Source organism: Streptomyces sp. NPDC059832, assembly GCF_042731715.1.
In the GTDB taxonomy this organism is placed as follows: Bacteria; Actinomycetota; Actinomycetes; order Streptomycetales; family Streptomycetaceae; genus Streptomyces.
The window spans coordinates 75,092-97,485 of record NZ_JBHWIY010000001.1; the positions used below are offsets into that span (position 1 = coordinate 75,092).

At 68.4% G+C, this 22,394-nt stretch carries 24 protein-coding genes and 1 pseudogene; 16 read left to right on the forward strand and 9 right to left on the reverse strand.

What is annotated here, in order from left to right; translation table 11 throughout:
- Nucleotides 1-439: 439 nt before the first annotated feature.
- The 4 genes from ACFV8T_RS00340 to ACFV8T_RS00355 all read left to right on the forward strand — a co-directional run bounded on the left by ACFV8T_RS00340 (nucleotide 440) and on the right by ACFV8T_RS00355 (nucleotide 3,206).
- Entirely contained in the window at nucleotides 440-1,096 is a 657-nt protein-coding gene (locus ACFV8T_RS00340) for a hypothetical protein (protein WP_385322885.1), read from the forward strand.
- A 155-nt stretch (nucleotides 1,097-1,251) separates the two neighbouring features.
- Nucleotides 1,252-1,947 carry a sigma-70 family RNA polymerase sigma factor gene (locus ACFV8T_RS00345; RefSeq protein ID WP_385322887.1) on the forward strand — a complete coding sequence of 232 codons (696 nt, stop codon included), beginning with the start codon at nucleotides 1,252-1,254 and terminating at the stop codon, nucleotides 1,945-1,947.
- A gap of 122 nt (nucleotides 1,948-2,069) precedes the next feature.
- On the forward strand, nucleotides 2,070-2,417 hold the full coding sequence (locus ACFV8T_RS00350; protein ID WP_385322889.1) for a transposase: 348 nt from the start codon (nucleotides 2,070-2,072) through the stop codon (nucleotides 2,415-2,417).
- A gap of 141 nt (nucleotides 2,418-2,558) precedes the next feature.
- Entirely contained in the window at nucleotides 2,559-3,206 is a 648-nt protein-coding gene (locus ACFV8T_RS00355) for a transposase (RefSeq protein WP_385322890.1), read from the forward strand.
- A 199-nt stretch (nucleotides 3,207-3,405) separates the two neighbouring features.
- Here the strand turns inward: ACFV8T_RS00355 and ACFV8T_RS00360 are convergent, their stop codons facing one another.
- From ACFV8T_RS00360 to ACFV8T_RS00375, 4 genes are all read right to left on the reverse strand, one after another.
- Complete coding sequence (locus ACFV8T_RS00360; RefSeq protein WP_385322892.1) at nucleotides 3,406-5,082, reverse strand: IPT/TIG domain-containing protein; 1,677 nt, start codon at nucleotides 5,080-5,082, stop codon at nucleotides 3,406-3,408.
- Between the two features lie 652 nt (nucleotides 5,083-5,734).
- The gene (locus ACFV8T_RS00365; RefSeq protein WP_385322894.1) at nucleotides 5,735-6,037 is read right to left on the reverse strand and encodes a DUF6191 domain-containing protein; all 303 of its coding nucleotides are present in this window, start codon (nucleotides 6,035-6,037) and stop codon (nucleotides 5,735-5,737) included.
- Between the two features lie 563 nt (nucleotides 6,038-6,600).
- On the reverse strand, nucleotides 6,601-6,954 hold the full coding sequence (locus ACFV8T_RS00370) for a hypothetical protein (RefSeq protein WP_385322896.1): 354 nt from the start codon (nucleotides 6,952-6,954) through the stop codon (nucleotides 6,601-6,603).
- 563 nt (nucleotides 6,955-7,517) lie between these two features.
- Nucleotides 7,518-7,934, reverse strand: coding sequence for a hypothetical protein (locus ACFV8T_RS00375; RefSeq protein ID WP_385323612.1), 417 nt, complete (start codon nucleotides 7,932-7,934; stop codon nucleotides 7,518-7,520).
- Between the two features lie 281 nt (nucleotides 7,935-8,215).
- Between ACFV8T_RS00375 and ACFV8T_RS00380 the strand changes: the two genes are divergently transcribed.
- Complete coding sequence (locus ACFV8T_RS00380) at nucleotides 8,216-8,869, forward strand: class I SAM-dependent methyltransferase (protein WP_385322898.1); 654 nt, start codon at nucleotides 8,216-8,218, stop codon at nucleotides 8,867-8,869.
- A 61-nt stretch (nucleotides 8,870-8,930) separates the two neighbouring features.
- Here the strand turns inward: ACFV8T_RS00380 and ACFV8T_RS00385 are convergent.
- Together ACFV8T_RS00385 and ACFV8T_RS00390 are read right to left on the reverse strand one after the other, a co-directional pair.
- Nucleotides 8,931-9,191: pseudogene (locus ACFV8T_RS00385) on the reverse strand (IS630 family transposase); the annotation flags it as partial.
- 564 nt (nucleotides 9,192-9,755) lie between these two features.
- Nucleotides 9,756-10,682, reverse strand: coding sequence for an NADP-dependent oxidoreductase (locus tag ACFV8T_RS00390; RefSeq protein ID WP_385322900.1), 927 nt, complete (start codon nucleotides 10,680-10,682; stop codon nucleotides 9,756-9,758).
- 152 nt (nucleotides 10,683-10,834) lie between these two features.
- On the opposite strand from ACFV8T_RS00390, the gene ACFV8T_RS00395 reads away from it, so the two are divergent.
- A complete protein-coding gene (locus ACFV8T_RS00395; RefSeq protein ID WP_385322901.1) occupies nucleotides 10,835-11,512 on the forward strand; it encodes a TetR/AcrR family transcriptional regulator in 678 nt (225 codons plus the stop codon).
- Nucleotides 11,513-12,088: 576 nt separating this feature from the next.
- Here ACFV8T_RS00395 and ACFV8T_RS00400 read toward each other — a convergent pair.
- Nucleotides 12,089-12,613, reverse strand: coding sequence for a DinB family protein (locus ACFV8T_RS00400; RefSeq protein ID WP_385322903.1), 525 nt, complete (start codon nucleotides 12,611-12,613; stop codon nucleotides 12,089-12,091).
- A gap of 116 nt (nucleotides 12,614-12,729) precedes the next feature.
- On the opposite strand from ACFV8T_RS00400, the gene ACFV8T_RS00405 reads away from it, so the two are divergent.
- Together ACFV8T_RS00405 and gap are read left to right on the forward strand one after the other, a co-directional pair.
- The gene (locus ACFV8T_RS00405; RefSeq protein ID WP_385322905.1) at nucleotides 12,730-13,686 is read left to right on the forward strand and encodes a GlxA family transcriptional regulator; all 957 of its coding nucleotides are present in this window, start codon (nucleotides 12,730-12,732) and stop codon (nucleotides 13,684-13,686) included.
- A gap of 103 nt (nucleotides 13,687-13,789) precedes the next feature.
- Entirely contained in the window at nucleotides 13,790-14,788 is a 999-nt protein-coding gene (gene gap, locus ACFV8T_RS00410) for a type I glyceraldehyde-3-phosphate dehydrogenase (RefSeq protein WP_385322907.1), read from the forward strand.
- Nucleotides 14,789-14,885: 97 nt separating this feature from the next.
- Here the strand turns inward: gap and ACFV8T_RS00415 are convergent, their stop codons facing one another.
- Nucleotides 14,886-15,062 carry a hypothetical protein gene (locus tag ACFV8T_RS00415; RefSeq protein WP_385322909.1) on the reverse strand — a complete coding sequence of 59 codons (177 nt, stop codon included), beginning with the start codon at nucleotides 15,060-15,062 and terminating at the stop codon, nucleotides 14,886-14,888.
- A 294-nt stretch (nucleotides 15,063-15,356) separates the two neighbouring features.
- Here ACFV8T_RS00415 and ACFV8T_RS00420 point away from each other — a divergent pair, with 294 nt between their 5' ends.
- The 4 genes from ACFV8T_RS00420 (at nucleotide 15,357) to ACFV8T_RS00435 (ending at nucleotide 17,773) form a co-directional block, all read left to right on the forward strand.
- Nucleotides 15,357-15,560 carry a hypothetical protein gene (locus ACFV8T_RS00420; RefSeq protein WP_385322911.1) on the forward strand — a complete coding sequence of 68 codons (204 nt, stop codon included), beginning with the start codon at nucleotides 15,357-15,359 and terminating at the stop codon, nucleotides 15,558-15,560.
- 111 nt (nucleotides 15,561-15,671) lie between these two features.
- Entirely contained in the window at nucleotides 15,672-16,604 is a 933-nt protein-coding gene (locus tag ACFV8T_RS00425) for a CPBP family intramembrane glutamic endopeptidase (protein ID WP_385322913.1), read from the forward strand.
- A 339-nt stretch (nucleotides 16,605-16,943) separates the two neighbouring features.
- Nucleotides 16,944-17,504, forward strand: a complete 561-nt coding sequence (locus ACFV8T_RS00430; protein ID WP_385322914.1) for a hypothetical protein — start codon at nucleotides 16,944-16,946, stop codon at nucleotides 17,502-17,504.
- A 41-nt stretch (nucleotides 17,505-17,545) separates the two neighbouring features.
- The gene (locus ACFV8T_RS00435; RefSeq protein WP_385322916.1) at nucleotides 17,546-17,773 is read left to right on the forward strand and encodes a hypothetical protein; all 228 of its coding nucleotides are present in this window, start codon (nucleotides 17,546-17,548) and stop codon (nucleotides 17,771-17,773) included.
- A 599-nt stretch (nucleotides 17,774-18,372) separates the two neighbouring features.
- Here the strand turns inward: ACFV8T_RS00435 and ACFV8T_RS00440 are convergent.
- Nucleotides 18,373-18,864, reverse strand: a complete 492-nt coding sequence (locus ACFV8T_RS00440; RefSeq protein WP_385322917.1) for an FBP domain-containing protein — start codon at nucleotides 18,862-18,864, stop codon at nucleotides 18,373-18,375.
- Between the two features lie 71 nt (nucleotides 18,865-18,935).
- Here ACFV8T_RS00440 and ACFV8T_RS00445 point away from each other — a divergent pair, with 71 nt between their 5' ends.
- The 4 genes from ACFV8T_RS00445 to ACFV8T_RS00460 all read left to right on the forward strand — a co-directional run bounded on the left by ACFV8T_RS00445 (nucleotide 18,936) and on the right by ACFV8T_RS00460 (nucleotide 22,236).
- Nucleotides 18,936-19,505 (forward strand): TetR/AcrR family transcriptional regulator, encoded by a 570-nt coding sequence (locus ACFV8T_RS00445; protein ID WP_385322919.1) that lies wholly within the window; start codon nucleotides 18,936-18,938, stop codon nucleotides 19,503-19,505.
- Between the two features lie 132 nt (nucleotides 19,506-19,637).
- A complete protein-coding gene (locus tag ACFV8T_RS00450) occupies nucleotides 19,638-20,816 on the forward strand; it encodes a GDSL-type esterase/lipase family protein (protein WP_385322921.1) in 1,179 nt (392 codons plus the stop codon).
- Between the two features lie 473 nt (nucleotides 20,817-21,289).
- A complete protein-coding gene (locus ACFV8T_RS00455) occupies nucleotides 21,290-22,078 on the forward strand; it encodes a hypothetical protein (RefSeq protein WP_385322923.1) in 789 nt (262 codons plus the stop codon).
- Nucleotides 22,054-22,236 (forward strand): hypothetical protein, encoded by a 183-nt coding sequence (locus ACFV8T_RS00460; RefSeq protein WP_385322924.1) that lies wholly within the window; start codon nucleotides 22,054-22,056, stop codon nucleotides 22,234-22,236. Before ACFV8T_RS00455 ends, ACFV8T_RS00460 begins: the two co-directional genes overlap by 25 nt.
- Nucleotides 22,237-22,394: the final 158 nt, after the last annotated feature.

Consider the following 22,394-nt stretch of genomic DNA (forward strand, 5'->3'; position numbering starts at 1 on the left):
CCATGGCGCGGGAACTCGATGTCTCTTCCGTCCGACTCGGCGAGAGGCACGGGCGCGGTTGCTTCTGGGCGGTTCCCTCGGCGCGGCAGCGAGCTGCTCGCGAGCAGTGGGGACCACCAACTCGTCCAGCAGCACGTCTTCGGGCTGTCCCTTTTCCCGTATCTGCAGGTTCCTCCACCGCTGTGCCCGCGGTCCTCACTTCGTACTCCCTCCCGCGGTCTACGTCCGGCCGAACGTCGTCGCCTTCGAGGGTCGTCGCGCCCGTGCCGGAAGTTCCCGGGGCACTCTTGTGGGACGCGCCGCAGTCGCGTACTCATGTCCCGGCAGGTCGAGGGGCGGCCTCATGACGGCGCTGTACCCGCCCTCATGCCTCCGGGAGGGGTGCAAGGATGGGCGCGCCATGACACCAGGCCGATGTTCGCGAGGAGTGCGGGCCGCGATGTTCGCGGCCGTCTGTGTGCTGCTCGCGGCCACCGGCCACATTCTGATGTCGGGCCAGGGCGTGCCCGCCTGGACACTGTTACTCGCCTTCGCCGTCACCGTGGCGGTTGCCTGGGCACTCGCAGGACGCGAACGCGGACTGTTGGCTGTCACGGCGATGTCCGTGGTCGTGCAGAGCGCGCTCCACGCGGTGTTCTCCTGGTCCCAGTCGGCGGCTGTCGCCGTATCCGCGCCCCCTGTCCGCACTCCGATGCCGATGGACAACGCACATGCGGCGCACGCGCACATGTCGCATGCGGCCATGGGCCACGGGGGCTCGTCCCCGTCCGGCGCGGTGCTCACCGAGGCGGCTTCCGCACACGACATGGCAGAGATGTCGTCGTCCTTCGGCATGCTGTCGGCACACTTTCTGGCGGCGCTCCTGAGCGGGCTGTGGATGGCACACGGCGAGCGGGCGGCGTTCCGCTTCCTGCGCATCGCGCCTCTGCGGCTCTTCCGCCCCCTGTGTCTGCTGTTCGCAGTCTTCGTCCCCGTCGTTCGGAACCGGCTTCGCGTCCGGCTGGTGCGGGCCGGTGACGAGCGCGCTCCGCGGCAGCTTCTCCTCGCCCATTCGGTCATCTCCCGGGGTCCTCCTCAGGCACTCGCTGTCCTCTGACAGCCGGCTCCCCGAGCTCGACGGCACAGCACCGTCGCTCGGGCATCGGTCCTGCCGCCCCCACCGGGTCGCGGCCGGCCGTACCAGTCACCGGCGCGGCGCCTGCCTGAACCGCGCTCCGCCGGATTCCCTTTGCCTCTTAAGGACTTGTGGCGATGACTCCTGCCCACGACACCCTCTGTCAGGCCTCGACGAGAACCTCCCGATCGACGTACGGGCCAGAGGCCGACACCGACGCGGCGACGACACGGCTCGCGCTGGCGGCCAGGGACGGCGACCTGGCCAAAGCCGACCTCTTCGTCCGCGCCCTGCACCACGACGTCTGGCGCTATGTGGCGTACCTCAGCGCCGATCGACAGGCCGCCGACGACCTCACCCAGGAGGTGTTCCTCCGCGCGCTCGCCGCGCTACCGCGCTTTCAGGGGCGTTCCTCGGCCCGCACCTGGCTGCTGTCGATAGCCCGCCGGACGGTGGTCGACAGCCTCCGGTACGCGGCCACACGCCCCCGCCTCTCCGACCGCGACGACTGGCAGGCCGAGGCAGAGCACGCCCAGCCCCAGGGTCTGCCCGGCTTCGAGGACGGCGTGGCGCTCGCCGAGCTCCTCGCCGCCATCCCGGACGAGCGGAAGGACGCCTTCGTCCTCACCCAGCTGCTGGGGCTGCCCTACGCCGAGGCCGCCGAGGCCATCGGCTGTCCCATCGGCACGGTCCGCTCACGCGTCGCACGAGCCCGAGCCTCCCTCATCGCCCTGTTGAGGGGCGATGACGACCCTGCGACCCTCTCGGCGCCCACTTCGGGCGGCACGGCCTCGGCACACAGACGGTTCACGCGGGCGCCGGCGCTCGCCTAGTAGGGCTTGGTCATGTGCGGTCCGTGATGGCGTGTCTTCTTGATGGGTCGTGTCGTTGACAAGACGTGCTGAGTGGGGAGTTGGCTGCGGTCCGGTGTGATCTGGAGGACTTCGCGGCGGAGATGTTCGAGCCGTTCGCGCGGGCGGATCAGCGGCGGTGGGGCGGGGTCTATCTGCGGGGTTTGCTGCTGGACGGCGGGCGCAAGTCGGTGGAGCCGATGGCCGGCCGCCTGTTCGGTCACCACCCCCGGCGGCGGTTCGGAGTAGTCACTGGAGAGCGACGTGCGGCGAAAGTCGCATGCGTCGTTCGGGCTGGGGGCCGTTGGAAAAGGGCCTGCTCAGCAGGCACCTCGCCGACGGCCCACCAGTACCCTGTGGCACAACTTGAGCGAGGCCGCCGAGCGCTGCGTCGCCGACCACCGCGGCTGCCTGCGGGTCCTGGCACCCGATCCCGCCCAGCCCGAGCCTGAGCCCGAGAAGGTCGAAGACCTGACCGGCTCGCCCTGGCCCACCGGACACCGTTTCGCTGACCGCACCGCGCCAAGCACGCGATCGTCCACGAACTGCTGGCTGCCGGGCACAGCCGGAGGGCGGTCGGCCGCCAGCTCCGCATGACCTCCCGCACCGTCAAGCTCTTCGCCGACGCAGCCACCCCGGAAGACCTCTTCCACGGGCAATGGCAGGGCCGACCGTCCAAGCTCGACGCGTTCAAGCCCTACCTGGATGACCGCTGGAACCAGGGCTGCACCAACGCCTGGACAGCGTGGGAGGAGATTGTGCCGCTCGGCTACCGGGGCAGCTACCAGCGTGTTCGCGCCTACTTCCGGGAGAAGCGCCTCTCACCCGGCCTCGTCACGGCTCGGCCACCGTCACCCCACGTCGTCGCCGGATGGATCCTCCGCCGGCCGGAGACCCTCACCGAGACCGAGCACCTTCGGCTCAAGGCCGTTCTGGTCCACTGCCCTGAACTGGACGCCCTCACCGGCCACGTCCGCTCCTTCGCGCAGATGCTCACCGAGCGCCAGGGCGAGCGGCTGCCGCAGTGGCTCGACGCTGTCCTGCGGGACGACTTACCCAGCCTCCATACCCTCGCCGCAGGCATCAATCGTGACCGCGACGCGGTCATCGCCGGCCTCACCCTGCCCTGGAGTTCCGGTGTCGTCGAAGGCCATGTCAACCGGATAAAGATGCTCAAGCGCCAGATGTTCGGCCGCGCAGGCTTTGACCTGCTCCGCAAGCGCGTCCTGCTCTACTCGTGAAGCACAGCTCAGGCCACATCCTGAAGGAGCCCGAACCCCTCCGGGAATCCGTCCAGGAACTCGCGCCGCGCCGGGTCAGCCTCGACTTCAGCCATCGTCCCGAGCTCCGTGCCATCCCTCTTGCCGGGGTGAGCGCGCGGGCCGCCGTGCCGGGGCTGGGCGCTTTGCGGCGGGGCTCGGGAGGCTGTCTGACTTGCTTTCAGATGGATGGGTTGTCCTGGTAGGTGAAGGAGTTCCAGGAGTTGCTGCCGCCGGCGGTGGTGACCGAGATGGTGATGTTCTGGCCTGGGGATTGTTGTGGGGCGACGGCGGTGATCTGGGTGTCGGAGATGACGGAGAAGTCGGCGGGGACGTTCTCGAAGGTGACTTGTTGCGTGGTGGTGAGGTCGGTGCCCGTGAGAGTGACGGGGGTACCGCCGCTGGTCGACGCGGTGTTGGGGGTGACGTTGGTGATGGTCGGCTGGGGCCAGTAGGTGTAATCGGGGCCGGCGGCGGTTCCGCCGGGGGTGGTCACGGTGACCGGGACGGTGCCCGGGTTCTGGACGGGGTCGACAGTGACGGTGAGCTGGGTGTCCGTGGCGGACTGGATGGCGACGGGGTTGGGGCCGAAGGAGGCGGAGATCGCGCCGGCGAGATTGAAGCCGGTGATGACGGCGGTGTTGCCGCTGTCGGAGGGGCCTTCGGTGGGGCTGACGTCGTTGACCTGGGGGGCTGGGAAGTAGATGAAGTCCCCCAGGAAGCCGGTGCCGCCGGGGGTGGTGACCGTCACGGGGACCACCCCGGACCCGGCAGGGTTGACGACGGTGATCGAGGTCGCGGTGTTGGTTAGGATGGTGGCGCTGGCGGTGCCGAAGTGGACGGCGGTGGCGTTGGCGAGGTTGTGGCCGTTGATGGTCACGATGGTGCCGCCCGCGATGCTTCCCTCGTTGGGGATCAAGGTCAGGGGGATGACGCTGACCGTGCCAGAGTCGGTGTTGGTCACGTAGAGGCGGGAGTCGTCCGGGGTGACGGCGACGCCGGTGGGGCCTGCCCCGACGCGCAGGTTCCCGGCGAGCGTGTTGGTGGCGGTGTCGATCACACTGACGGTGTTGGAGCCGTAGTTCGCCACGTAGACGTGGGCGCCGTTCTGGCTGATGGTCACGAAACGCGGCTGGTCGCCCACCACGATGCTGCCAGTAATGGTGTTTGTCGCGATGTCGACCACGGTGACGGTGTCGCTGCCGTTGTTGCTGACGTAGCCGTGGGCGCCGTCCGGGGTGATCCCCACAACAGCGGGTCCGTTGAGCCCGCTGATGGTGGTGGTGACGGTGTTGGTGGCGGTGTCGATCACGCTGATGGTGTTGCTGGCGAGGTTGCCCACGTAGACGTGGGCGCCGTCCGGAGTGACCGTCACACCGGTCGGCCCATTGCCCACCGCGATGGTCGCGATGACGATGTTGGTGGCGGTGTCGATCACACTGACCGTGCTCGCGTTCTGGTTCGCCACATAGACGCGGGCCCCGTCCGGGGTGACCGACACGCCCGTGGCTCCCGCCCCCACCGCGACGCTTGCGGTGACGGTGTTCGTCGCTGTGTCGATCACGCTGAGCAGCGCAGCGTCGGCCACGCTCACGTAGACGTGGGCCCCGTCAGGTGCTATCGCCAGGAGCGTGGGCCCCGCGCCTGTAGGGATGGTTGCGGTGACGGTGTTGGTGGCGGTGTCGATCACGCTGACCGCGTTCGACGACCTGTTGGCCACATAGGCGCGTGTCCCGCCGGGCGTGAGAGCCACACCCAGGGGATTGCCACCAACCGGAATCACGGCGGCGGAAAACGCGGTCAGCGAGAAACGCGTCTCACTCTGCGGAATTGAGCGAGCATCGGTCAGAACAGACATGGCGTACCCCTTGTTCGCGAAGCGGGATGCCGCCCATGTCTCGTGCAGCCGAGAGCCGCATCGCCGCGTGAATCGGACGATGGAGACCAACTCGCCTTTGGGCCGGAGACGATGAGTCGATTCAGATTTACCCTGATAGCCAAGGCTTTCAACACATACTCTCAAAGTGTGATGATCGGTCAATTGGTTCGGGGGGCATCAGTCATCAGGTGTACATGCAGGCGCCTGGGGCGGTGGTGGTGTCGTCAGGGACGAGTGGATCACGGGGTTGGCCAGGACCCGGTCGTAGGCATCGCTGCCGCAGGCGCTGTGGCTGTGCGTGCTGCTCACCGCTGTGATCGGCTGGGACCTCTCGCTGACTGTCCCCGTCGCGATCGTGATATAGGCCGGGCCGACTCCGGGAGGCGTTTGGGCGTCTGGGCCGGAGCGAAGACAACTTCCAGATGACGGCCAGTCACCGCCTCACGGAATGTGAGCCAGAACCCGAGAAGTGACGGCGGTGGCCTCGCCGGGCAGGTCGCCCGGCTGCTCATAGGGCAGTGTGGTGAGAGGAGATCACGGCCTTGGGACCATCGGTACAGCCATTAATGATCTTCCTGGGAGCGGACCGTCGGCCGGCGGCGAATGCTGCCGGTGCCCGGTCGGTCCGTGCTCAGGGCTTCGGCTTCCGCCGGACCACCGCCGTACCGGCTTCCAGGTCCACCCCCATGCGGGGCGGCGCGCCGTCCAGCGCGTCGTCCTTCAGGACCTGTTCCTCCACCCGGTGCTCGATCTCCACGCGCTTTGCCGAGTTGAGGAACGCATGCAGCTCGTCGGCGACCGAGGCCCCCACACCCAGCCCATGACGCGGTGTGCGGGCCACTAGGGCATGGCGCAACCAATCGGGCCGGCCGGTACGGACGACTATGTAGCGGGCCGAAGCCAGCAGGAACGGCACCATCACCAGCACGGCCATGACTAAAAGGCTCGACAACATCACCATGAAGGCCCAACGTCCGGCGCCGTGCGGCCGTTCCCGGGGATGAGCCGGTGGAGGTCCGCGTGATCGTATGGCGCTGCTTGCGCGGCGCGTCGAGATACGTCCGCAGCATCTCGTCGATCAACGGCTTGTACAGATCCAGCGCTGTCCGTCGCGGCGGCAGCTTCTTCGTAGGGTCCGGCCAGGCCGAGTCCACGGCCTTCTTGACCGTCCGCCACGACACGTTGTATTTGCGCTCAAGCTCGCGCATCTTCAGGCCCGCGCGGCGGCGAGAGCTTGCGTGTCGGGGCGAGACCAGTTCGCCCGCCATCCACAACGCTCAACTCGCCAACTGAATGCTCGGTCACCCTTCATGATCGCGTGTCGAGGGTGGCCATGAGCCGGTGGTTGGCTGCTCGGGCAGCAACGAGGTCTTCTTCGCGTTCGGACAGTTCAGCACCCGAGCGCGCGCCGAACAGCAGAGCATCGGCTGACGACACGTTACGGCGCCTTCCTCGGTGCGGTGGACGGTCGCCGGGACAGCAGCAACGGGCCTGTGGTCAGGCGGGACGGCAGGCCTCGCACACGTGGTTGTCGATCGCGGCCACCAAGTCCTGAGCCAGTGTCTGCACGGCGACATCCCCGTCACCGGCCAGCCTGTCTGCCAGGATCCTGCCGTCGAGCACAGCTCGGTGAGCCGCGTATTGAACGCCGATCCGTGGAGGATTGGCCTGTTCGAGGATCGTCTGGAGCAGCTGGACCACGCCGGAGCGGCCGGCGACAGAGTCAGTCACCGCGAGATCCCACAGAAACGGAACCGCCGCGGCAGTCGCGTCGAAGACAGACAGCCCACCGAGCCACAGTCCAAGATCACTCAACGCTGAAGCGCTGGTCAATGCATCGCCCCACGCCACCCGTGACAGTCGGCCCGAACCTCTTCCGCTGATCCGTACGCGTGCGTCAGCTCGTGCCACCGAACGCGGCTCATGCCCTTGAGTATCGTCCCCACCGCGCACCCCAGTTCTGATACTTGCCTGCGACGCCAAGCGCCCTCATTCCACCTCACGGAGCACATCGATCGCGAGCCCGGTCCGAACGCTGAAGGAGCGTTCCCAGGACTCGCCGACATGTCACCCACCGCCGAGGCCAGAACGCTCTCCAAACCCACCTACATACGTTCCTCGTTCTTACCTACGTAGCCACATCGCATGCGGCGAAAGCCAGAGCTTCAGCTTCCCTGCGGGAGCGCCCGTTCCCGGCGGAGCCTCGGAGGATTCACCACGCCGATCCACCTCGTCGCCGAGGGGCGATGCCGGCCCTCGCCCTCGTCCTGACAGGTCAGCGGCGAAGGTCTCCCACCTCCGCTCGAATCAACAGCACCTCACGGCACGAACTCCGTGTTCGTCAGATCCCCACGGCTCATGAAGCCGGCCTGCCCCGACACCCCACTCGCGTCAGCAGATCCGAGAAACCGTGCTCAGCCGTGCATCGCGGTGCTGTAGACGTACAGGGCGATCACACCGGCGACGCAGGTGAGGATCACCCATGAACCGAAACTGGTGTGTTTCCCGCTGCCTTTGGGCCGCGCGGCCTTCCTGGAGTGGTTGGACCGCCGGGACGCTGTCCGCGGCACGACCGGCGCCGTGTCGGCCGCCGCGTCGGCGAGCAGGCGACGGCAGGTCGCGGCGAGCACGTCCGTAGTGGCGGAGAGGGGCACCACGGCCTCCGAACGCGCCGGAGCGGTGGTGCCGCCGTCCAGGATGCGCCCCGCGCGTACGAGGATCTCGTCCCGGCCGCCCGCCGGAGCGAGGCTGATCCACCGCCGTACATGCTCACCCCGGATGACCACACCGCCGGACCGCTCCCGGTACACGGCGTGTTCCCGCCACAAGATCTCCGCCAACTCAACGGCAGTGTCTCTCAGTTGTGCGCTCACAACCCCTCCCCCTCCGCCTCACGGCGAATCGAACAAGCATCGCACTCTAGCGGTAGGCGCAGAGGGAACCGGCAGTCCCCCAGTGGCCTCGCCCGCCCCCGGGCACGGTTCTAGAGTGCTCCGACCGGAAACGATCACCTGAGTGGTGTGATGGCCGAGTGTCTGCGGCGGTGGATGTCGCGCAGGTCAACTCAAGGTCGTGACACGGCCTGTCAGTTCTCTGGTCTAGGGTCGCCCGCATGGCTGAGCCCTCCTTTCTGACCGCCGTCCGCGAGTCGTACGACACGGTCGCCGCCGATTACGTCGAACGCGTCCCGCCTCCAGCCGCGATGGACCCGCTGTCACGCGCGATGCTGGCAGGGTTCGCCGAACTCGTGCGGACGGCCGGTCTGGGGCCGGTCGCGGACCTGGGATGCGGCCCCGGCCGCGTGACGGCGCACCTGGCCGGGCTGGGAGTGTCCGCCTTCGGCGTCGATCTGTCACCGAAGATGATCGGGCTGGCCCGGCACGCCTATCCGAACCTGCGGTTCACCGCGGGCTCGATGACCGCGCTGGAGATGAGGGACGACGAGCTCGGCGGCATCCTGGCCTGGTACTCCACCCACCACACTCCCCCGCAGTGGCTGCCGGCGGTGTTCGCCGAATTCCACCGCACGCTCGCGCCCGGCGGCTACCTGCTCTGGGGAGACTATGTCGGCGATGAACGGCTGCAGCCGACCCAGGGCTATGGCCATCCCGTGTCCTACAAGTCGTATCTCCTGCCCCTGAACCGCATGATCGGCCTGCTGGAGCAGGCCGGACTCGTCGTCACCGCGAGGCTGGAGCAGGAGCCTGGCGGACGGGTGAACAGACCGCACGCCTGCCTGCTGGCCCGCAAACCCGAGAAGCCCTGACGGGGCTTTCTCCTGCGGCGAGGCCGCTCGTGTCAGATCGCCGACGGTCACGGCGCGGCGGTCAGGCCGCGGGGTTGAGAGGGCGGCCACCCCAGCGGATGCCTTTCTCGCTGCAGATTCGGGCGCGTTCGCGCCGCTGGGCGGCCAGGGCGTCGGGGTGGCGAGCGTTCTGGTTGCGCCAGTGCAGGTAGAGGTGCAGCGCGCGGGCTTGGACGGTGTGGTTGGGGTGGTTGGAGTTGGCGAGGGTGAACTGCCGCGGCGGCCCGAAGTGCGCCTCGATCGGGTCGGTCCAGGACGCATTGGTCGGCGTGAAGCAGAGCTCAAAGACTGTGATCTGACCTTCCCCTCGTAGCGTGGAGTCCGCGATTGCAAAGGAACTACTGGCAGTGAACCAGCCAGCCGACGCCAGCAGATCAGAGAACGGCCCAGGCTGAGGAGGGCGCGGTCCAGCTGACGAGCGTGCGGTAGCTGGGCCGGTTTCTGCCGGACCTGCGGCAGGCGCCGGCGGAGGTCGCCGGGTATCTGGCGGTGCAATTGGAGATCACGGACCCGTCGTGTCCCGAACAGTACGGCGAGCGTGACGGGACGGCCCGTACGCAGCCGGGGAGATCCAGGAGACGGGGGGCTGGCGGGACTTCGCCGGGGTCCAGGCCGTTACTCCTTCCAGTTTCCCGACCTGCGACCCCTGCGCGACAAGGACGCCGCCGACGACGAATCAGTGGCCGATGGCGGGCACCGGTCAGTGCGGGCTATGGCGGTTCGGGTCGGTACAGCCGTGGTGGCCGGCGCCAGCGTGCGGTCCGGCCCAGGTCGTGCCGGCGAAGGCCACCGTAGCCGTGGCCGCCCTGCTGCGGGCCGCTGGTTGCGGGCCGCAGCGTCCGCCGTGTCAGGGCACGGTGATTACGATCTTGCCGCGCGCGTGGCCGGTGGCGCTGACGTCATGAGCTGTGGCGGCCTCCTTCAGCGGGAACACGGCGTGCAGCGGGACGGTGAGGCGGCCGTGGTCGGCGAGGTCGGCCGCCAGCGGTAGTCCTGCCCAGCCCGGCGACTCTCCGGCTTCGGAGCGGGAGAACCGCACTCCGTGCCGGCCGGCGTCGAAGTCCGCGATGGTCACCACGCGGTGCGGGTCGCCGACGATGGCCACCAGTTCGGCAAGAGAGCCCTTACCAGCCGCGTCCAGAACCACATCGACACCGAGCGGAGCCAGTGGGGCAAGGCGATCGGCCAGCCCCGCCCCGTAGGTGAGCGGTACGACGCCGAGCTGGTCGAGGAAGCCGTGGTTGCCTTCGCTCGCGGTGCCGATCACGGTGAGGCCTCGGGCCTGGGCGAGTTGCGCGGCGATGGTGCCGACGCCTCCGGCGGCACCATCGATCAACAAGGTCATGCCTTCGGCGGCTTCCAGTGCGTCCAGTACACGTGTGGCTGTGTCGATATTGCCCGCGGCGCCACCCGCTTCCTCGAAAGACCATGACTGAGGCTTGGACGCCCACGCCTCCAGCACGGCGTACTGGGCCGCGGCGCCTCCCTGATCCGCGAAGGGGACGAGGCCGAAGACCGCATCTCCCACGGCGGTGCCGGTCACCCCCTCTCCCACCTCGTCGACGATTCCCGCGGCATCCATGCCGGGTATATGGGGGAAGTCCACGGTGGCGATGTCCCGCAGCATCCCTGAGCGCAGGTACCAGTCAGCAGGGGTGACGCCGGTGGCACGCACCGCGATGCGGACCTGACCTGGCCCGGCGTGCGGCTCTTCGACCTCCTCGACACAAAGGACCTCGGAACCGCCATAGCGGTGGTATTGCACAGCAAACACGGACAACCTCCGTACACATGGCACGTCGTTCAGCAGGAGAACTCGCAGCCGCTCACCTCTGCGGCAGAGAGCTGACCGCGGGGCACCGCGGCACCAGGTCACGCTAACCCGCTAAACGGTCGACCTCTTCCGTTTGTGATTAAGTGGGAGACATGCCTGCCCAACTGTCTCGGAACCCGCCCCCCTCCGCCTCCGGCCCCCCCGCCCCGGGGCAGAGAGCCGACGCCCGGCACAACCGCGCCCGGCTCCTCCAGGCCGCCCGCGAGGCGTACGCCCTCAACGGCACCGACGTATCCTCCAGCGCAATCGCCCGGAGAGCGGGCGTGGGTGCCGCCACCCTCTACCGGCACTTCCCGACACGCGGCTCGCTGATCGCCGCCGCGTTCTCCGAACAACTCAGCCAGTGCGTCGCAGCCCTCGACGAGGCCCTCCAGGACGACGATCCCTGGCACGGACTTCGCAACGTCCTCACCAAGGTGTGCACGATGCAGGCCCAGGACCGCGGGTTCAGCGCCGCGTTCCTCTCCCAATTTCCCGACGCGCCCGACGTCCATCGTGAGCGTGCCCGCGCCGAGGCATCCCTCGCCCAGCTGGTACAGCGTGCGAAGGACACCGGACAGCTGCGCGAGGACTTCGACCCCAGCGATGTCACCCTCCTGCTCCTGGCCAACAACGGCGTCGTGCGAGAGTCCCCGGCGGCCTCCATGGCCGCATCCCGCCGCCTGCTCGCCTACTTCCTCCAGTCCTGCCTGCCGACGGACGGCACACCCCTGCCCCAGCCCGCGCCACTCCGCCTTGACGACCTCTACAAGCCACCGCGAACGGGGTGACCGCCGGCGTCCGCCCGGGGGCAGGCGCCCCTGACGTGGATGTTCCTCAGACCCCACCACCGCACTGCCGTCACTTCTGGTCGCCATTTCGGAGCCTCATGATCGCCAACCGCCTCCGAAGACCGTCGACAAACACTGCTCCTGGAAATCAACGAAGCCAGGGCGTCCCTCCGCCTTGCGATGCATCGCATCTGACACCGCACGCTGATCCACCAGGGATTACGGGACAGCGCTCAGCTGCGGGTCCTCGAAGGACGCGCCCCTTCCTGCACGGTTCAACTCCCCTTTACGGGGCGAGTATTTACGAATTCGTAAAGCGGCGGGCAACCGTCTGGGCAGCGGGCCGGCAGCCCGATCCGCGCGCGGCCCGCACCGCCCGATTGCGCGACCTCAACCAGCGGCTCACCAGCAAAATCACGTGAACTCACGTGAACTCACACGAACTCACCGGCAGGGGGACGACCCTGGCGGCGTCGTCCCCCTGCCCCGTCACTGATGTGTGGTTCCACACCTGCCGAACCTGCCGAGCCGGGAGACGGCCGACCCGCGCGGTCTCTCCCGCCTCGCCACTGCGTCTCACGCCCCGGCGGCTCCGTCGATGCGCTCTCGGATCAGATCGGCATGGCCATTGTGACGCGCGTACTCCTCGATCATGTGAACCATGATCCAGCGCAGGGAAACTCCCTGATCTCCTACATGGCCGGCCTCCTGCTCGGACAGATGCCCGGAATCGTCCAGCGACGCGGCGGCGACAAGCTCGCGGCCCCGAGCGATCTCCGTCTGCCAGGCAGTCACCGCCTCTTCGAATCCTCGGTCCGGATCAAGGGCAAAACCGTCGCCATTGCTCTCCCCGAAAACCGGGGGCAGGTCCTGGCCTGCAAACACACGCCGGAACCAGTTGCGCTCCACCTCGGCCAGGTGCTGGACGAGGCCCAGCAACGTCATCGACGACGGTGCCGAGGTCAGTCGCAATTGATCATCTTCGAGGCCCGAGCATTTGAGGGCCAGAGTCGCACGGTGAAAGTCGAGCCACGCCTCCAGCATGACTCGTTCGTCGGCATGCGCAGGCGGGATCGGACGTCCATCCGGGGTCGTATTCATGACAGCACCCTGCCAGAAGCAGGTGGACCGCGACGGGGAAGACGGTCCGGCCGGTGTCATCCGCCTGGTCCACGCGGTGGGCGTATCGAAGGCACATCCCACGTAGCCTCTTTCACGTGCCAGCCTCCCGCCTGTATCGCGTCGCCGTACTTGTGCTCGAAGGTGCGAAGCCGCTCGATGTCGGAATTCCCGCGCAGGTCTTCGCGACCCGCGCGAGCATGCCGTACGAGGTGCGGGTGTGCGGGGCGGCACCCGGTCTCGTGACCGGCGGCGATGGTCTGTCGTACGGCGTCGCCCACGGCCTCGACGCACTTGCGTGGGCCGACATCGTCTTCGTCCCCGGATACCGGTTCCCGGACCGCGACGACCCCCCGCGGGCCGTCCTCGACGCACTGATCGCCGCCCATGCCCGGGGCGCGCGGCTCGCCGCCATCTCGACGGGCGCCTTCGCGCTCGCCGCCACGGGCCTGCTCGACGGCAAGCGCGCCACGACGCACTGGCACTACACGCGGGCACTGGTGGCACGGCATCCGCTCGTTCAGGTCGACGAGAACGTTCTGTTCGTCGACGAGGGCAGCGTGCTGACGTCGGCCGGCGCCGCCTCGGGCATCGACCTGTGCCTGCACATCCTGCGCGGCGACCTCGGAGTGGCCGCGTCGAACCATGCGGCCCGGCGCCTTGTCGCGGCCCCCTACCGCAGCGGCGGTCAGGCGCAGTACGTGCCACGCAGCGTGCCCGAGCCACTCGGCGAGCGGTTCGCCGCCACCCGCGAGTGGGCGCTTCACCGGCTCGGCGAGCCCCTCACCCTGGAGGCGCTCGCCCGGCATGCGGCGGTGTCGCCGCGCACGTTCTCGCGTCGCTTCGTCGAGGACACGGGATACACGCCGATGCAGTGGGTCATGCGCGCCCGCGTCGACCTGGCCCGTGAGCAGCTCGAATCTTCGGAGCGGAGCGTCGAGCAGATCGCCACCGACGTCGGTCTCGGCACCGGTGCCAATCTGCGGTTGCACTTTCAGCGGATCCTCGGCACGACGCCGAGCGAGTACCGGCGCACCTTCACCCAGGGCGAGTAGCCCGCTGCCACGTGGCGAGATCCTTTTGAACCGTGGCGATCGTGCCGCTGTCGCGGGCGGATGCAGCACGCGAAATTGATGGTGAACCGAAGGGACACCATTCATGACTCGCATCGCCATCAACGGATTCGGCCGCATCGGACGCAACGTGTTCCGCGCGCTGCTGGAGCGCGACAGCGACCTCACGGTCGTCGCCGTCAACGACCTCACGGAGCCCGTCTCCCTCGCGCGGCTGCTCGCCTACGACACGACGGCCGGCCGGCTCGGTCGCCCGGTGACCGTCGACGGGGACGCCCTCGTTGTAGCGGGCCGTCGGATCACGGTGCTCGCCGAGCGCGAACCGGCGCAGCTGCCGTGGGCCGAGCTCGGCGTGGACATCGTGCTTGAGGCGACCGGCCGCTTCACGTCGGCCAAGGCCGCCCGCGGCCACCTCGACGCGGGCGCGAAGAAGGTGCTCGTCAGTGCTCCGTCGGACGGCGCCGACGTCACGCTCGCGTTCGGGGTCAACACGGATGCGTACGACCCGGACGTGCACACCATCATCTCGAACGCCTCGTGCACGACCAACGCGCTGGCACCGCTGGCCGCGGTGCTCGACGACCTCGCCGGCATCGAGCACGGCTTCATGACGACGGTGCACGCCTACACGCAGGAACAGAACCTGCACGACGGTCCGCACCGTGACGCCCGCCGGGCCCGTGCCGCCGCTGTCAACATCGTGCCGACCACGACGGGCGCCGCCAAGGCGATCGGCCTCGTACTGCCGAACCTCGACGGCAAGCTGTCGGGGGACTCGATCCGCGTGCCGGTCCCGGTGGGCTCGATCGTCGAACTCAACACAACCGTCGCCCGCGACGTGACGCGCGACGAGGTGCTGGCTGCCTACCGCGTCGCAGCGGAGGGGCCGCTCGCCGGCGTACTCGAGTACTCGGACGACCCGCTCGTGTCGTCCGACATCACGGGCAATCCCGCTTCGTCGATCTTCGACTCGGCCCTTACCCGCGTCGACGGGCGCCACGTCAAGGTGGTCGCCTGGTACGACAACGAGTGGGGCTTCTCGAACCGCGTGATCGATACGCTCGAACTCCTCGCCGACCACTGACCAAACGCCAGGGCGGTACCTCACCTCCGGCGACCGCGCCGCCCAGCACCTCCTGTGAGCGCTCCAGTCGACCAGCCGGGCCGGCTGGAGCGCTCAGTCACAAATGGATGACGTCGCCGGGCGGCCGGTGCCGGCCTGACCGCATGACTGGACTGCCGCGGCGACGGGTGTACGGATCGGACCACGACGACCCCGACCCTACGAGCAGCCCGGCCGCGAGTACGTCGAGTTCGTCGGCGGCGCCCTGGACGGCCAGCTCGTCGATGTCACCCACGCAGCGACCGTTCGTCTGAAAACCATGGGGCGACGGCCGGGACCCGGCTCGCACTGCGCCTCCGCCAACTCGAAGTCGCTGGCCAAGGGCTGGCGAGAGTAAGGGCCGAGCGGGACGAACTCGCCGTCGCCGAACGCGTCCTTGAGCGGGTGAGCGAGCGCCGGCCGACGAGCGCGCTTCGGCCACGCCGGTACCCGGCCAGGCGGGTGGTCGGGCGGTCATGCTGATCCGGCACCGCGCGCCGGACGTGGAGGAAGCACGCTCCCGTCGGTCTACCGACGCATCCTCGCCGCCGTGCGGAAGGCCGCCGGACCGGTCATGGCCCGGAAGTTCGGCGAGATGCTGGGGGTGGATGTCAGCATGCGGGGCAAGCTGGAACCGCTGCACGGGAAGCCGAACTCCGCACCAAACCCGCTCGTGTCACCCACCCTCCTGCGCGCTTTCCCCACCCTCCTGCGCGCTCAACTGGTCCTGACGAACCTCGAAGTCAACCGCTGACTGTCTTCGATGGGTGGAGAGGTCTCCCTGCAGGAAGGGGAGCTGGCTCCACTGTCGATACGCGCTCCAGCTGGATTCCTCGCTGCTGCGCCGATCCGTAGGTTCGACGTCATGACGTTCTCAACCAGGCACCTACCGCTCGTCAACCGGCGACGTGGTCTTTTCATCTTCCTCGGAGTCGCTTACATCGGCATGTGGGCGGCCATGTCACCACTCCTGGCCAGCGGTTACCAGCGCGGCGACGCACGCGAGGAGACTGGTGCGCTGGAGCAGGTGTGCATCGCGGCCGCGATGTTGGCGCCTGCCCTCGCCGCAATCCTCGTCGTCCGCTATGTCGAGCGCAGCGGCCGGGTGCGGGACACGCTCGCCCTGCGCTGGACGAAGCCCTGGGGGCGTGCTGCACGGGCGTGCCTGATGGCTTTCGTCGTCCCCGCCGGCCTCACCACGGCTGCTCTTGTCATCGGCACCTTCGCCGGCCGCTACCCGTTCGGTGGAGTGCACTGGAACGGGCTCGGCGCGTGGGCGGCCGCAGCGGTGCTGAACATGCTGGTGTCGCTTCCACTGTTCTTCGGCGAGGAACTGGGCTGGCAGGGCTACCTTTTCCCACGCCTCGCACAGGACGGTGACCGCCGGAGCCTGATACGGGCGTACGCCATCACCGGCGCGGCCTTCGCCCTGTGGCACCTGCCCACGCTGCTGATGGGCGGCCAGTACCCAGGTCGGCCCTGGTATGTGTCGGTGCCCGCCATGCTGGTGAGTTGCCTCCTCATCCTGCCCGTCTTCACATGGCTGCGTCTGCGCTCCGGCTCGGTCGTACCCGCCGTCATCGGCCATGCGTTCGTGAGTTCGGTGAGTGTCGCCATGGTCACGGAGTTCGCCGATTCCAAGGCGGCACTGGATCCCCTGCACATGAGCATGGCCGGATGGCCCGGCTGGATCGTCACAGGCGCGTTCGTCGCCTTCCTGGCGCTGACCGGCCGACTCCGGCCATCCTTCTACACGGCCCGAACCGTTCCTCACCCCGCATCGATCCGCAAACTGTAAGTGCGTGTTCGGCGGGGCCGACCACGGGCCGAGCCACCGAGGCCTGGTCGAGGCGGTGCGGGCTGAAGGAGCTCACGGTCAGGTGCTCATCCACCTTGCGTGAAACCCGTTGACGTACGTCGCACGCACCGCACCCGACCAGGACGGAGCCACGCAAACGGACATTGGTCTTCCCATCCTGAACGTCCATGTCGAAACACACGCTGCCAATCGATCTGCTCCGCAGACTGCCGCACACGACCAGCGCGAGGATGAATCAGGCGGTGAAGCACCCCGGGTGCGGAGCCAGCCTCACAGCGTCCGGGGGCGTTGTCCGAGGTAGTGGTTACGATCCCGGTCATGCGTCTTGAAGATCAGCTGGACAGGCTGGCGGAACTGGGGCTGCCGCTCGCGGCCGGCCGGACCGTGGACGAGTTGCTGTACTCGTGGCCGCGGGAAGGATACGAGCGCAAGCCGTTCGACCTGGTGCTGTTCGCGCTGGGCTGCGCGGTCGAGGACGAGCCGTGGGAACGGTGGTTCTGCGACCGGGCCTGGCACTTCGACACCGAGTGCGTCCGCGGCCGGGGTTCGTACGTGGCCATCGCCCGGCAGCTGTGCCGGATCGCCGGCCTGCCGGACGCCCTGTCCGGCCTGCGGGACCACGTCGACCTCGGCGCGGAGGAGGCGTGGATCGAATACACGGCCGACGGCCGGCGGGTCAACTGGCCCATCGAAGTCAGGGACGACTGGGCCGACTTGATGGTCGTGAGCTATCTCATCGACGAGCTGGAACACGGGGACCGGCGCTTCCACGTCCGGCACAACGGCCAGGCCATGACGCTCTTCTTCCTCGACGACGACGCGGCCGCACAGCTCAACGCGCTGACCGGCGGACAGACGGTCGTCCCCTTCCCGGGGTAACGGCCCCGCTCGCCCGGAACACGGACGCCCCCCACAAGGTGATGTCCGGCCCTGGCCTGCACCTGGCTGTGGGGCTCGGCAGGCAACTGCGAGAGCTGCAGGCAGCCGGACAGATCGTCGGCCCGCGCAAGGCCCGCATCGAGCACCTCAAGAAGGCGAACGGGGAGCTGGCCGTGCGGGTTGTGGCACGCGACGAGCCGATCAAGGAGTTGACCGCCTCAAGACGTCGGCGATCCTACGGCTGGCTGCGCAGCACGAGGAGTCCTTGACTGCCGGCGACGGAGCACGCCGCGCCGCGCCGTACGGCGTCCGGGCCTATCGACACCTTCATCGGCTACCGGGTCGCAGCGGCTGCCGTCGGGGCTACGGAGCGCTGGTCGGCGCGCTGCGCCGCACGTGCCAGGAGAGCGATCCCCACCAGTACGGCTCCGACAGCGACCGAGAACCAGAGCATCGCCGTCGTGGGCGACACCTACTGGGTCGCGATGCCGACGGCGACAGCAGGAACGACAAGCCCCGCATAAGCGACAAGCCCCGTATAGGAGACGAGGAACAGAGCCGCCGTCGCCTCGCCCGCTGCTCGGGCTTCGAGACCCGCATCGCGCGGCCGATGGAGGACTTGAAAAGCACTCCGGCGCCGGCCCCGAGGACGACCGCGGAGATCAGGAACAGGGCCAGGTTCCTCGTCTCCATCGCCGTCGCGAGGAGGCCCGTACCGCAGGCGACCACTTCGACTACGACCCTCGCGAGCAGGACCCGCTTGCGCCCCACCCAGTCGGAGCCGTGTCCGACCTGGCCGACGAGCGCTTCGTCGACTACCCGGTGGGGTACGGCAGCCGCACGATGGTCGCCCGAGCTTGCGAAGACATCATGCGGTCACCTTGGCGATGAACGCCGTGACGTTCGTAACGGTCCGCAGGATCTTCTCCTCCAAGGTGAGCGACTCGTGGAGCCGCGCACCGATGCCCGCGTCTTTCCTGCCTCGCACGTACAGCGGGCAGGCGAGGTCGCTGCATATGTAGGCGCCCACCGAGTTGCCCTGCTGTCCCGCCTTGCCTGCTTTCGCGGCGACCATCAGTGAGACACCGCCGGTGTGGGTGGTCAAGCACATCGAGCACATGCTGCTCCGCGTTTGCCAGGGGGTGTTGGTGGGGCAGCGCAGGGCGAGTGCCGTCGGACGGCCGTCCAGCTCGGTGGCGAGGTAGGCCCGGTGAGGGGCCTGGGGGTCCCGCCAGCCGAGGAAGTCCAGGTCGTCCCAGGGCCGCTCGGCGAGGTCGTGAGGGATGGACAGGCGCTTGGCCTCGCCCTTGGTGCAGTTCACGAAGGCGGTGCGGATCTCCCGCTCGGTCAGAGGTCTCATAAACCGCAGGCTAGTTTGCCTAAAACCTTTAGGCAAATGCATAATGGTTATCGCCAGATCGGAGGAAGATTATGGTTAGAGTAGGGCTGACACCGGAGCGCCTGACCCTGGCGGGGGCGGAGCTGGCCGATGAGGTCGGTTTCGATCACGTGACCGTCTCGGCGCTCGCCCGGCGGTTCGACGTCAAGGTCGCGAGTCTGTACTCGCACCTGAAGAACTCCCAGGAGCTCAAGACCAGGATCGCGCTGTTCGCGCTGGAGGAACTCGCCGACCGGGTCGCCGATGCCGTGGCCGGACGTGCCGGCAAGGACGCCCTGGCCGCCTTCGCGGATGCCTACCGCGACTACGCCCGGGAGCACCCTGGCCGCTACGCCGCCGCCCGCCTCAGGCTCGATCCCGAGACGGCGGCCGCCAGCGCCGGGGTGCGGCACGCACAGATGACGCGGGCGATCCTGCGCGGCTACGACCTGACGGAGCCGGACCAGACGCACGCGGTCCGGATGCTGGGCAGCGTGTTCCACGGCTACGTCAGCCTGGAGCTGGCCGGAGGCTTCGAGCACAGCGCCCCCGACGCGCAGGAATCCTGGGCCTGGATCGTGGACTCCCTCGACACCCTGCTGCGAAACCGCGCTGCACACTGACCGGATGAGGGCCGCACCGCCGGAGGCGGTCGCCCGCGCCGGGCGCCGAAGCATCTGATACCGGGGCGCCGAAGCATCTGATGCCGGGTGCCAAATCATCTGATACTGAAAACCTTGAGCAAGGCTGAGGCAATGCACACTGAGCACGACTGGATCACCACACCTGTCACCGCGGACATCTTGCGCGGTCACCTCGACGTGGAAACGACCGCACACGGTCTGCTGCCGCATCGGCTGCCCGCTCGGTCTCGACGGCAGATCCCCGACAACCAACTGGCCACGGCCGAGGCCCAGCCCTCCGGCGTGCGGTTGGCTTTCCGTACCCGGGCCACGAACATCACTCTGGACACGCTGCCCACCAAGCGGGTCTACCGAGGTTTCCCGGCCCCGCCCGACGGCGTGTACGACCTGCTGGTCGATGGCCGGCTCGCTGCCCAGGCCACGGTGGCCGGCGGAAACGTGCGCACGATCACCGACATGGTCACCCAGTCCTCCGAGCTGTCCGAAGGGCCTGTCTGCACCGCCCGGTTCACCGGTCTACCCACGCATGACAAGGACATCGAGATCTGGCTTCCGCATACAGAGGTCACCGAGCTGATCGCCCTGCGCACCGATGCCCCCATCGAGCCGGCGCCGGACCGCGGGCGCAGGGTGTGGCTGCACCACGGCAGCTCCATCAGCCACGGCTCGAACGCCACCCACCCGACTGCCATCTGGCCGGCCCTGGCAGCCGCCCGGGGCGAAGTGGAGCTGGTCAACATGGGGTTCGGCGGCGGCGCGCTGCTCGACCCGTTCACCGCCCGTGCGATGCGGGACACCCCCGCGGACCTGATCAGCCTGAAGATCGGCATCAATGTCGTCAACAGCGATGTGATGCGCCTGCGTGCCTTCGGCCCTGCGGTGCACGGATTCCTCGACACCATCCGCGAGGGGCACCCGGCCACGCCACTGCTGGTCGTGTCGCCCATCCTGTGCCCGGTCCAGGAGGACACCCCCGGCCCCCTCATGCCCGACTTCGACGGCGGGACCTTGCGGTTCAAGGCCACGGGCGATCCGGCTGAACGCGCCGCCGGGCGCCTGACGCTCAACATCATCCGCGACGAACTCGCCCGGATCGTCGAACAGCGGGCGGCCGACGATCCGAAGCTGTACTACCTCGACGGCCGTGACCTGTACGGGGAGAAGGACTACGCCGAATTCCCGCTGCCTGACGAGATCCACCCTGATCCCGCGGCTCACCGCCGTATCGGCGAGAACTTCGGGCGGCTCGCGTTCGGCGACGGCGGCCCCTTCGCCACCAGGACCGGCTGAGCACATCGCTCCGGTCCAGGGCTGGAGGGCCTGCGTCGCCTGTCGGGTCGACCTCGACGGCCTGCGTTTCGGCACACAGAACGTCGGCTGAGCCGACGAACGGCACGACGACCTCGTAGACCATGCGCACCACCCGGCGCCGGCCCCGCTCGTCGGTGCGGCACACGACCTCCCCCCGGCCCTCGCCCATCGTCTTGTGCACGGGCGCCGTCTCGTCCAGTGGGTAGTACGTCGTGTTCCCGGTGTGGATCAGCACACTGATGCGGGGCAGGTCCGCCGCCCCCGGGAGGCGCTTCACCACCCGCTGGGCTGCTCGATGTCACAGTCGCGCCGGAAGTCCTCGCGTGCAGTGAGGTTCTGCTGGTTTTCCGGGTCGAGGGAACTCACCGGCAGGGTCACCCACAACGGATCGAACCAGCGGGTTCGCGGCTCCCCGAAGAACCCGCTGACGCAGTGAAGAACAGTGGAAAACGGTGGAGAACCGGGAGTGGGCGACGGACCTGGATCGGGGCCGGATGGCGGATGTCCTGGCATCGGCCCATGACCGCGATCCGGCGGCATTTGCGGGAGACTGTCGGGTGCCCACTTCCCGATCGCTTGCAGCCTCCGACGAGGTACGTGCCTATCTCGTCGGTCAGTTGAATCTCGCCCTGCGTCGTCCCGGAATGTTCGGGAATGAGCTGGGCTTGCGCATCCTGGTGGATCATCTGCTGTTCGTGGAGTGCCGGCCCGAGGCCCTGGCCGAGCAGCAGCGGGTCTGGGAAGAGCGCGGCGCCTGGTCCAACATCGGCGTCGCGGGCGCGTTCCGCGATCTGATCCCGGACAGCTACTACGAGTACGGCATGGCCTCGGTGTATGCCGAGTTCGCGCACCGCCGCGGCTGGCTCAAGCCCGACCGCGTGCTGGGCTCCGACGAATACGCAGCCTTGCAGGGTTCGGTCCGCCAATGGGCGGGCGAGGACCGCGTGTGGGCGGACGTCGTCGACGAGTTCGGTTCCCCGTCCATGCTGTTCGGCGGGACCAACCCCTTGTATGGCAAGACCCTCGGCTACCTGACCGAGAACCCGGAGGAACCGATGGTGTCCTTCCATCTCTGGAACGGCAGTGCTCCGGGAACCGGGCAATCATGGCCACCTGAGCACGAAGAGCCCCTGCTGCTCGCCGTGCGCTTCGGAACCGGACCCTTCCGCCAGAGCTTCACCTTCACCCCGGAGGGGCAGCGACGGCTCCCTGCGGGGTGGCGCTCAAGATCGGCGGGCTGACATCCGGCGGATACCCGGGATTCAGCGCGCGGGCGGACGGGCGCGGACCGGCGAACCCGGACATCGGCGTCGCTCTGCTCGTCGCCGCTGAAGTGATGACCCTGCTGTTGTACGTCCTGACGGGCTCCGGCCAGAACGGTGGCCCTCCGGCGCGCTGACGCGAGTAGCACCGGCGGGCACGCTTTTGCGTGCCTGCCCGGGGCGATACCCGGATGACGCCGGGCGACGTACACGGCGCCGGGACTGGTGGGATTTCACATCATGCACCGGGCACTCCGAGCGCACCAGACACTCCGAACGCGCCGTGCGCTCCCAA

Coding starts and splice junctions, on each gene's coding strand:
- ACFV8T_RS00340 (WP_385322885.1), top strand. CDS start 440: ATGTTCGCGGCCGTCTGTGTGCTGCTCGCGGCCACCGGCCACATTCTG.
- ACFV8T_RS00395 (WP_385322901.1), top strand. CDS start 10,835: ATGCCTGCCCAACTGTCTCGGAACCCGCCCCCCTCCGCCTCCGGCCCC.
- ACFV8T_RS00435 (WP_385322916.1), top strand. CDS start 17,546: ATGTCCGGCCCTGGCCTGCACCTGGCTGTGGGGCTCGGCAGGCAACTG.
- ACFV8T_RS00450 (WP_385322921.1), top strand. CDS start 19,638: ATGCACACTGAGCACGACTGGATCACCACACCTGTCACCGCGGACATC.
- ACFV8T_RS00355 (WP_385322890.1), top strand. CDS start 2,559: ATGACCTCCCGCACCGTCAAGCTCTTCGCCGACGCAGCCACCCCGGAA.
- ACFV8T_RS00350 (WP_385322889.1), top strand. CDS start 2,070: ATGTTCGAGCCGTTCGCGCGGGCGGATCAGCGGCGGTGGGGCGGGGTC.
- ACFV8T_RS00360 (WP_385322892.1), bottom strand. CDS start 5,082: ATGTCTGTTCTGACCGATGCTCGCTCAATTCCGCAGAGTGAGACGCGT.
- ACFV8T_RS00425 (WP_385322913.1), top strand. CDS start 15,672: ATGACGTTCTCAACCAGGCACCTACCGCTCGTCAACCGGCGACGTGGT.
- ACFV8T_RS00380 (WP_385322898.1), top strand. CDS start 8,216: ATGGCTGAGCCCTCCTTTCTGACCGCCGTCCGCGAGTCGTACGACACG.
- ACFV8T_RS00430 (WP_385322914.1), top strand. CDS start 16,944: ATGCGTCTTGAAGATCAGCTGGACAGGCTGGCGGAACTGGGGCTGCCG.
- ACFV8T_RS00440 (WP_385322917.1), bottom strand. CDS start 18,864: ATGAGACCTCTGACCGAGCGGGAGATCCGCACCGCCTTCGTGAACTGC.
- ACFV8T_RS00445 (WP_385322919.1), top strand. CDS start 18,936: ATGGTTAGAGTAGGGCTGACACCGGAGCGCCTGACCCTGGCGGGGGCG.
- ACFV8T_RS00400 (WP_385322903.1), bottom strand. CDS start 12,613: ATGAATACGACCCCGGATGGACGTCCGATCCCGCCTGCGCATGCCGAC.
- ACFV8T_RS00365 (WP_385322894.1), bottom strand. CDS start 6,037: ATGGCCGTGCTGGTGATGGTGCCGTTCCTGCTGGCTTCGGCCCGCTAC.
- gap (WP_385322907.1), top strand. CDS start 13,790: ATGACTCGCATCGCCATCAACGGATTCGGCCGCATCGGACGCAACGTG.
- ACFV8T_RS00345 (WP_385322887.1), top strand. CDS start 1,252: ATGACTCCTGCCCACGACACCCTCTGTCAGGCCTCGACGAGAACCTCC.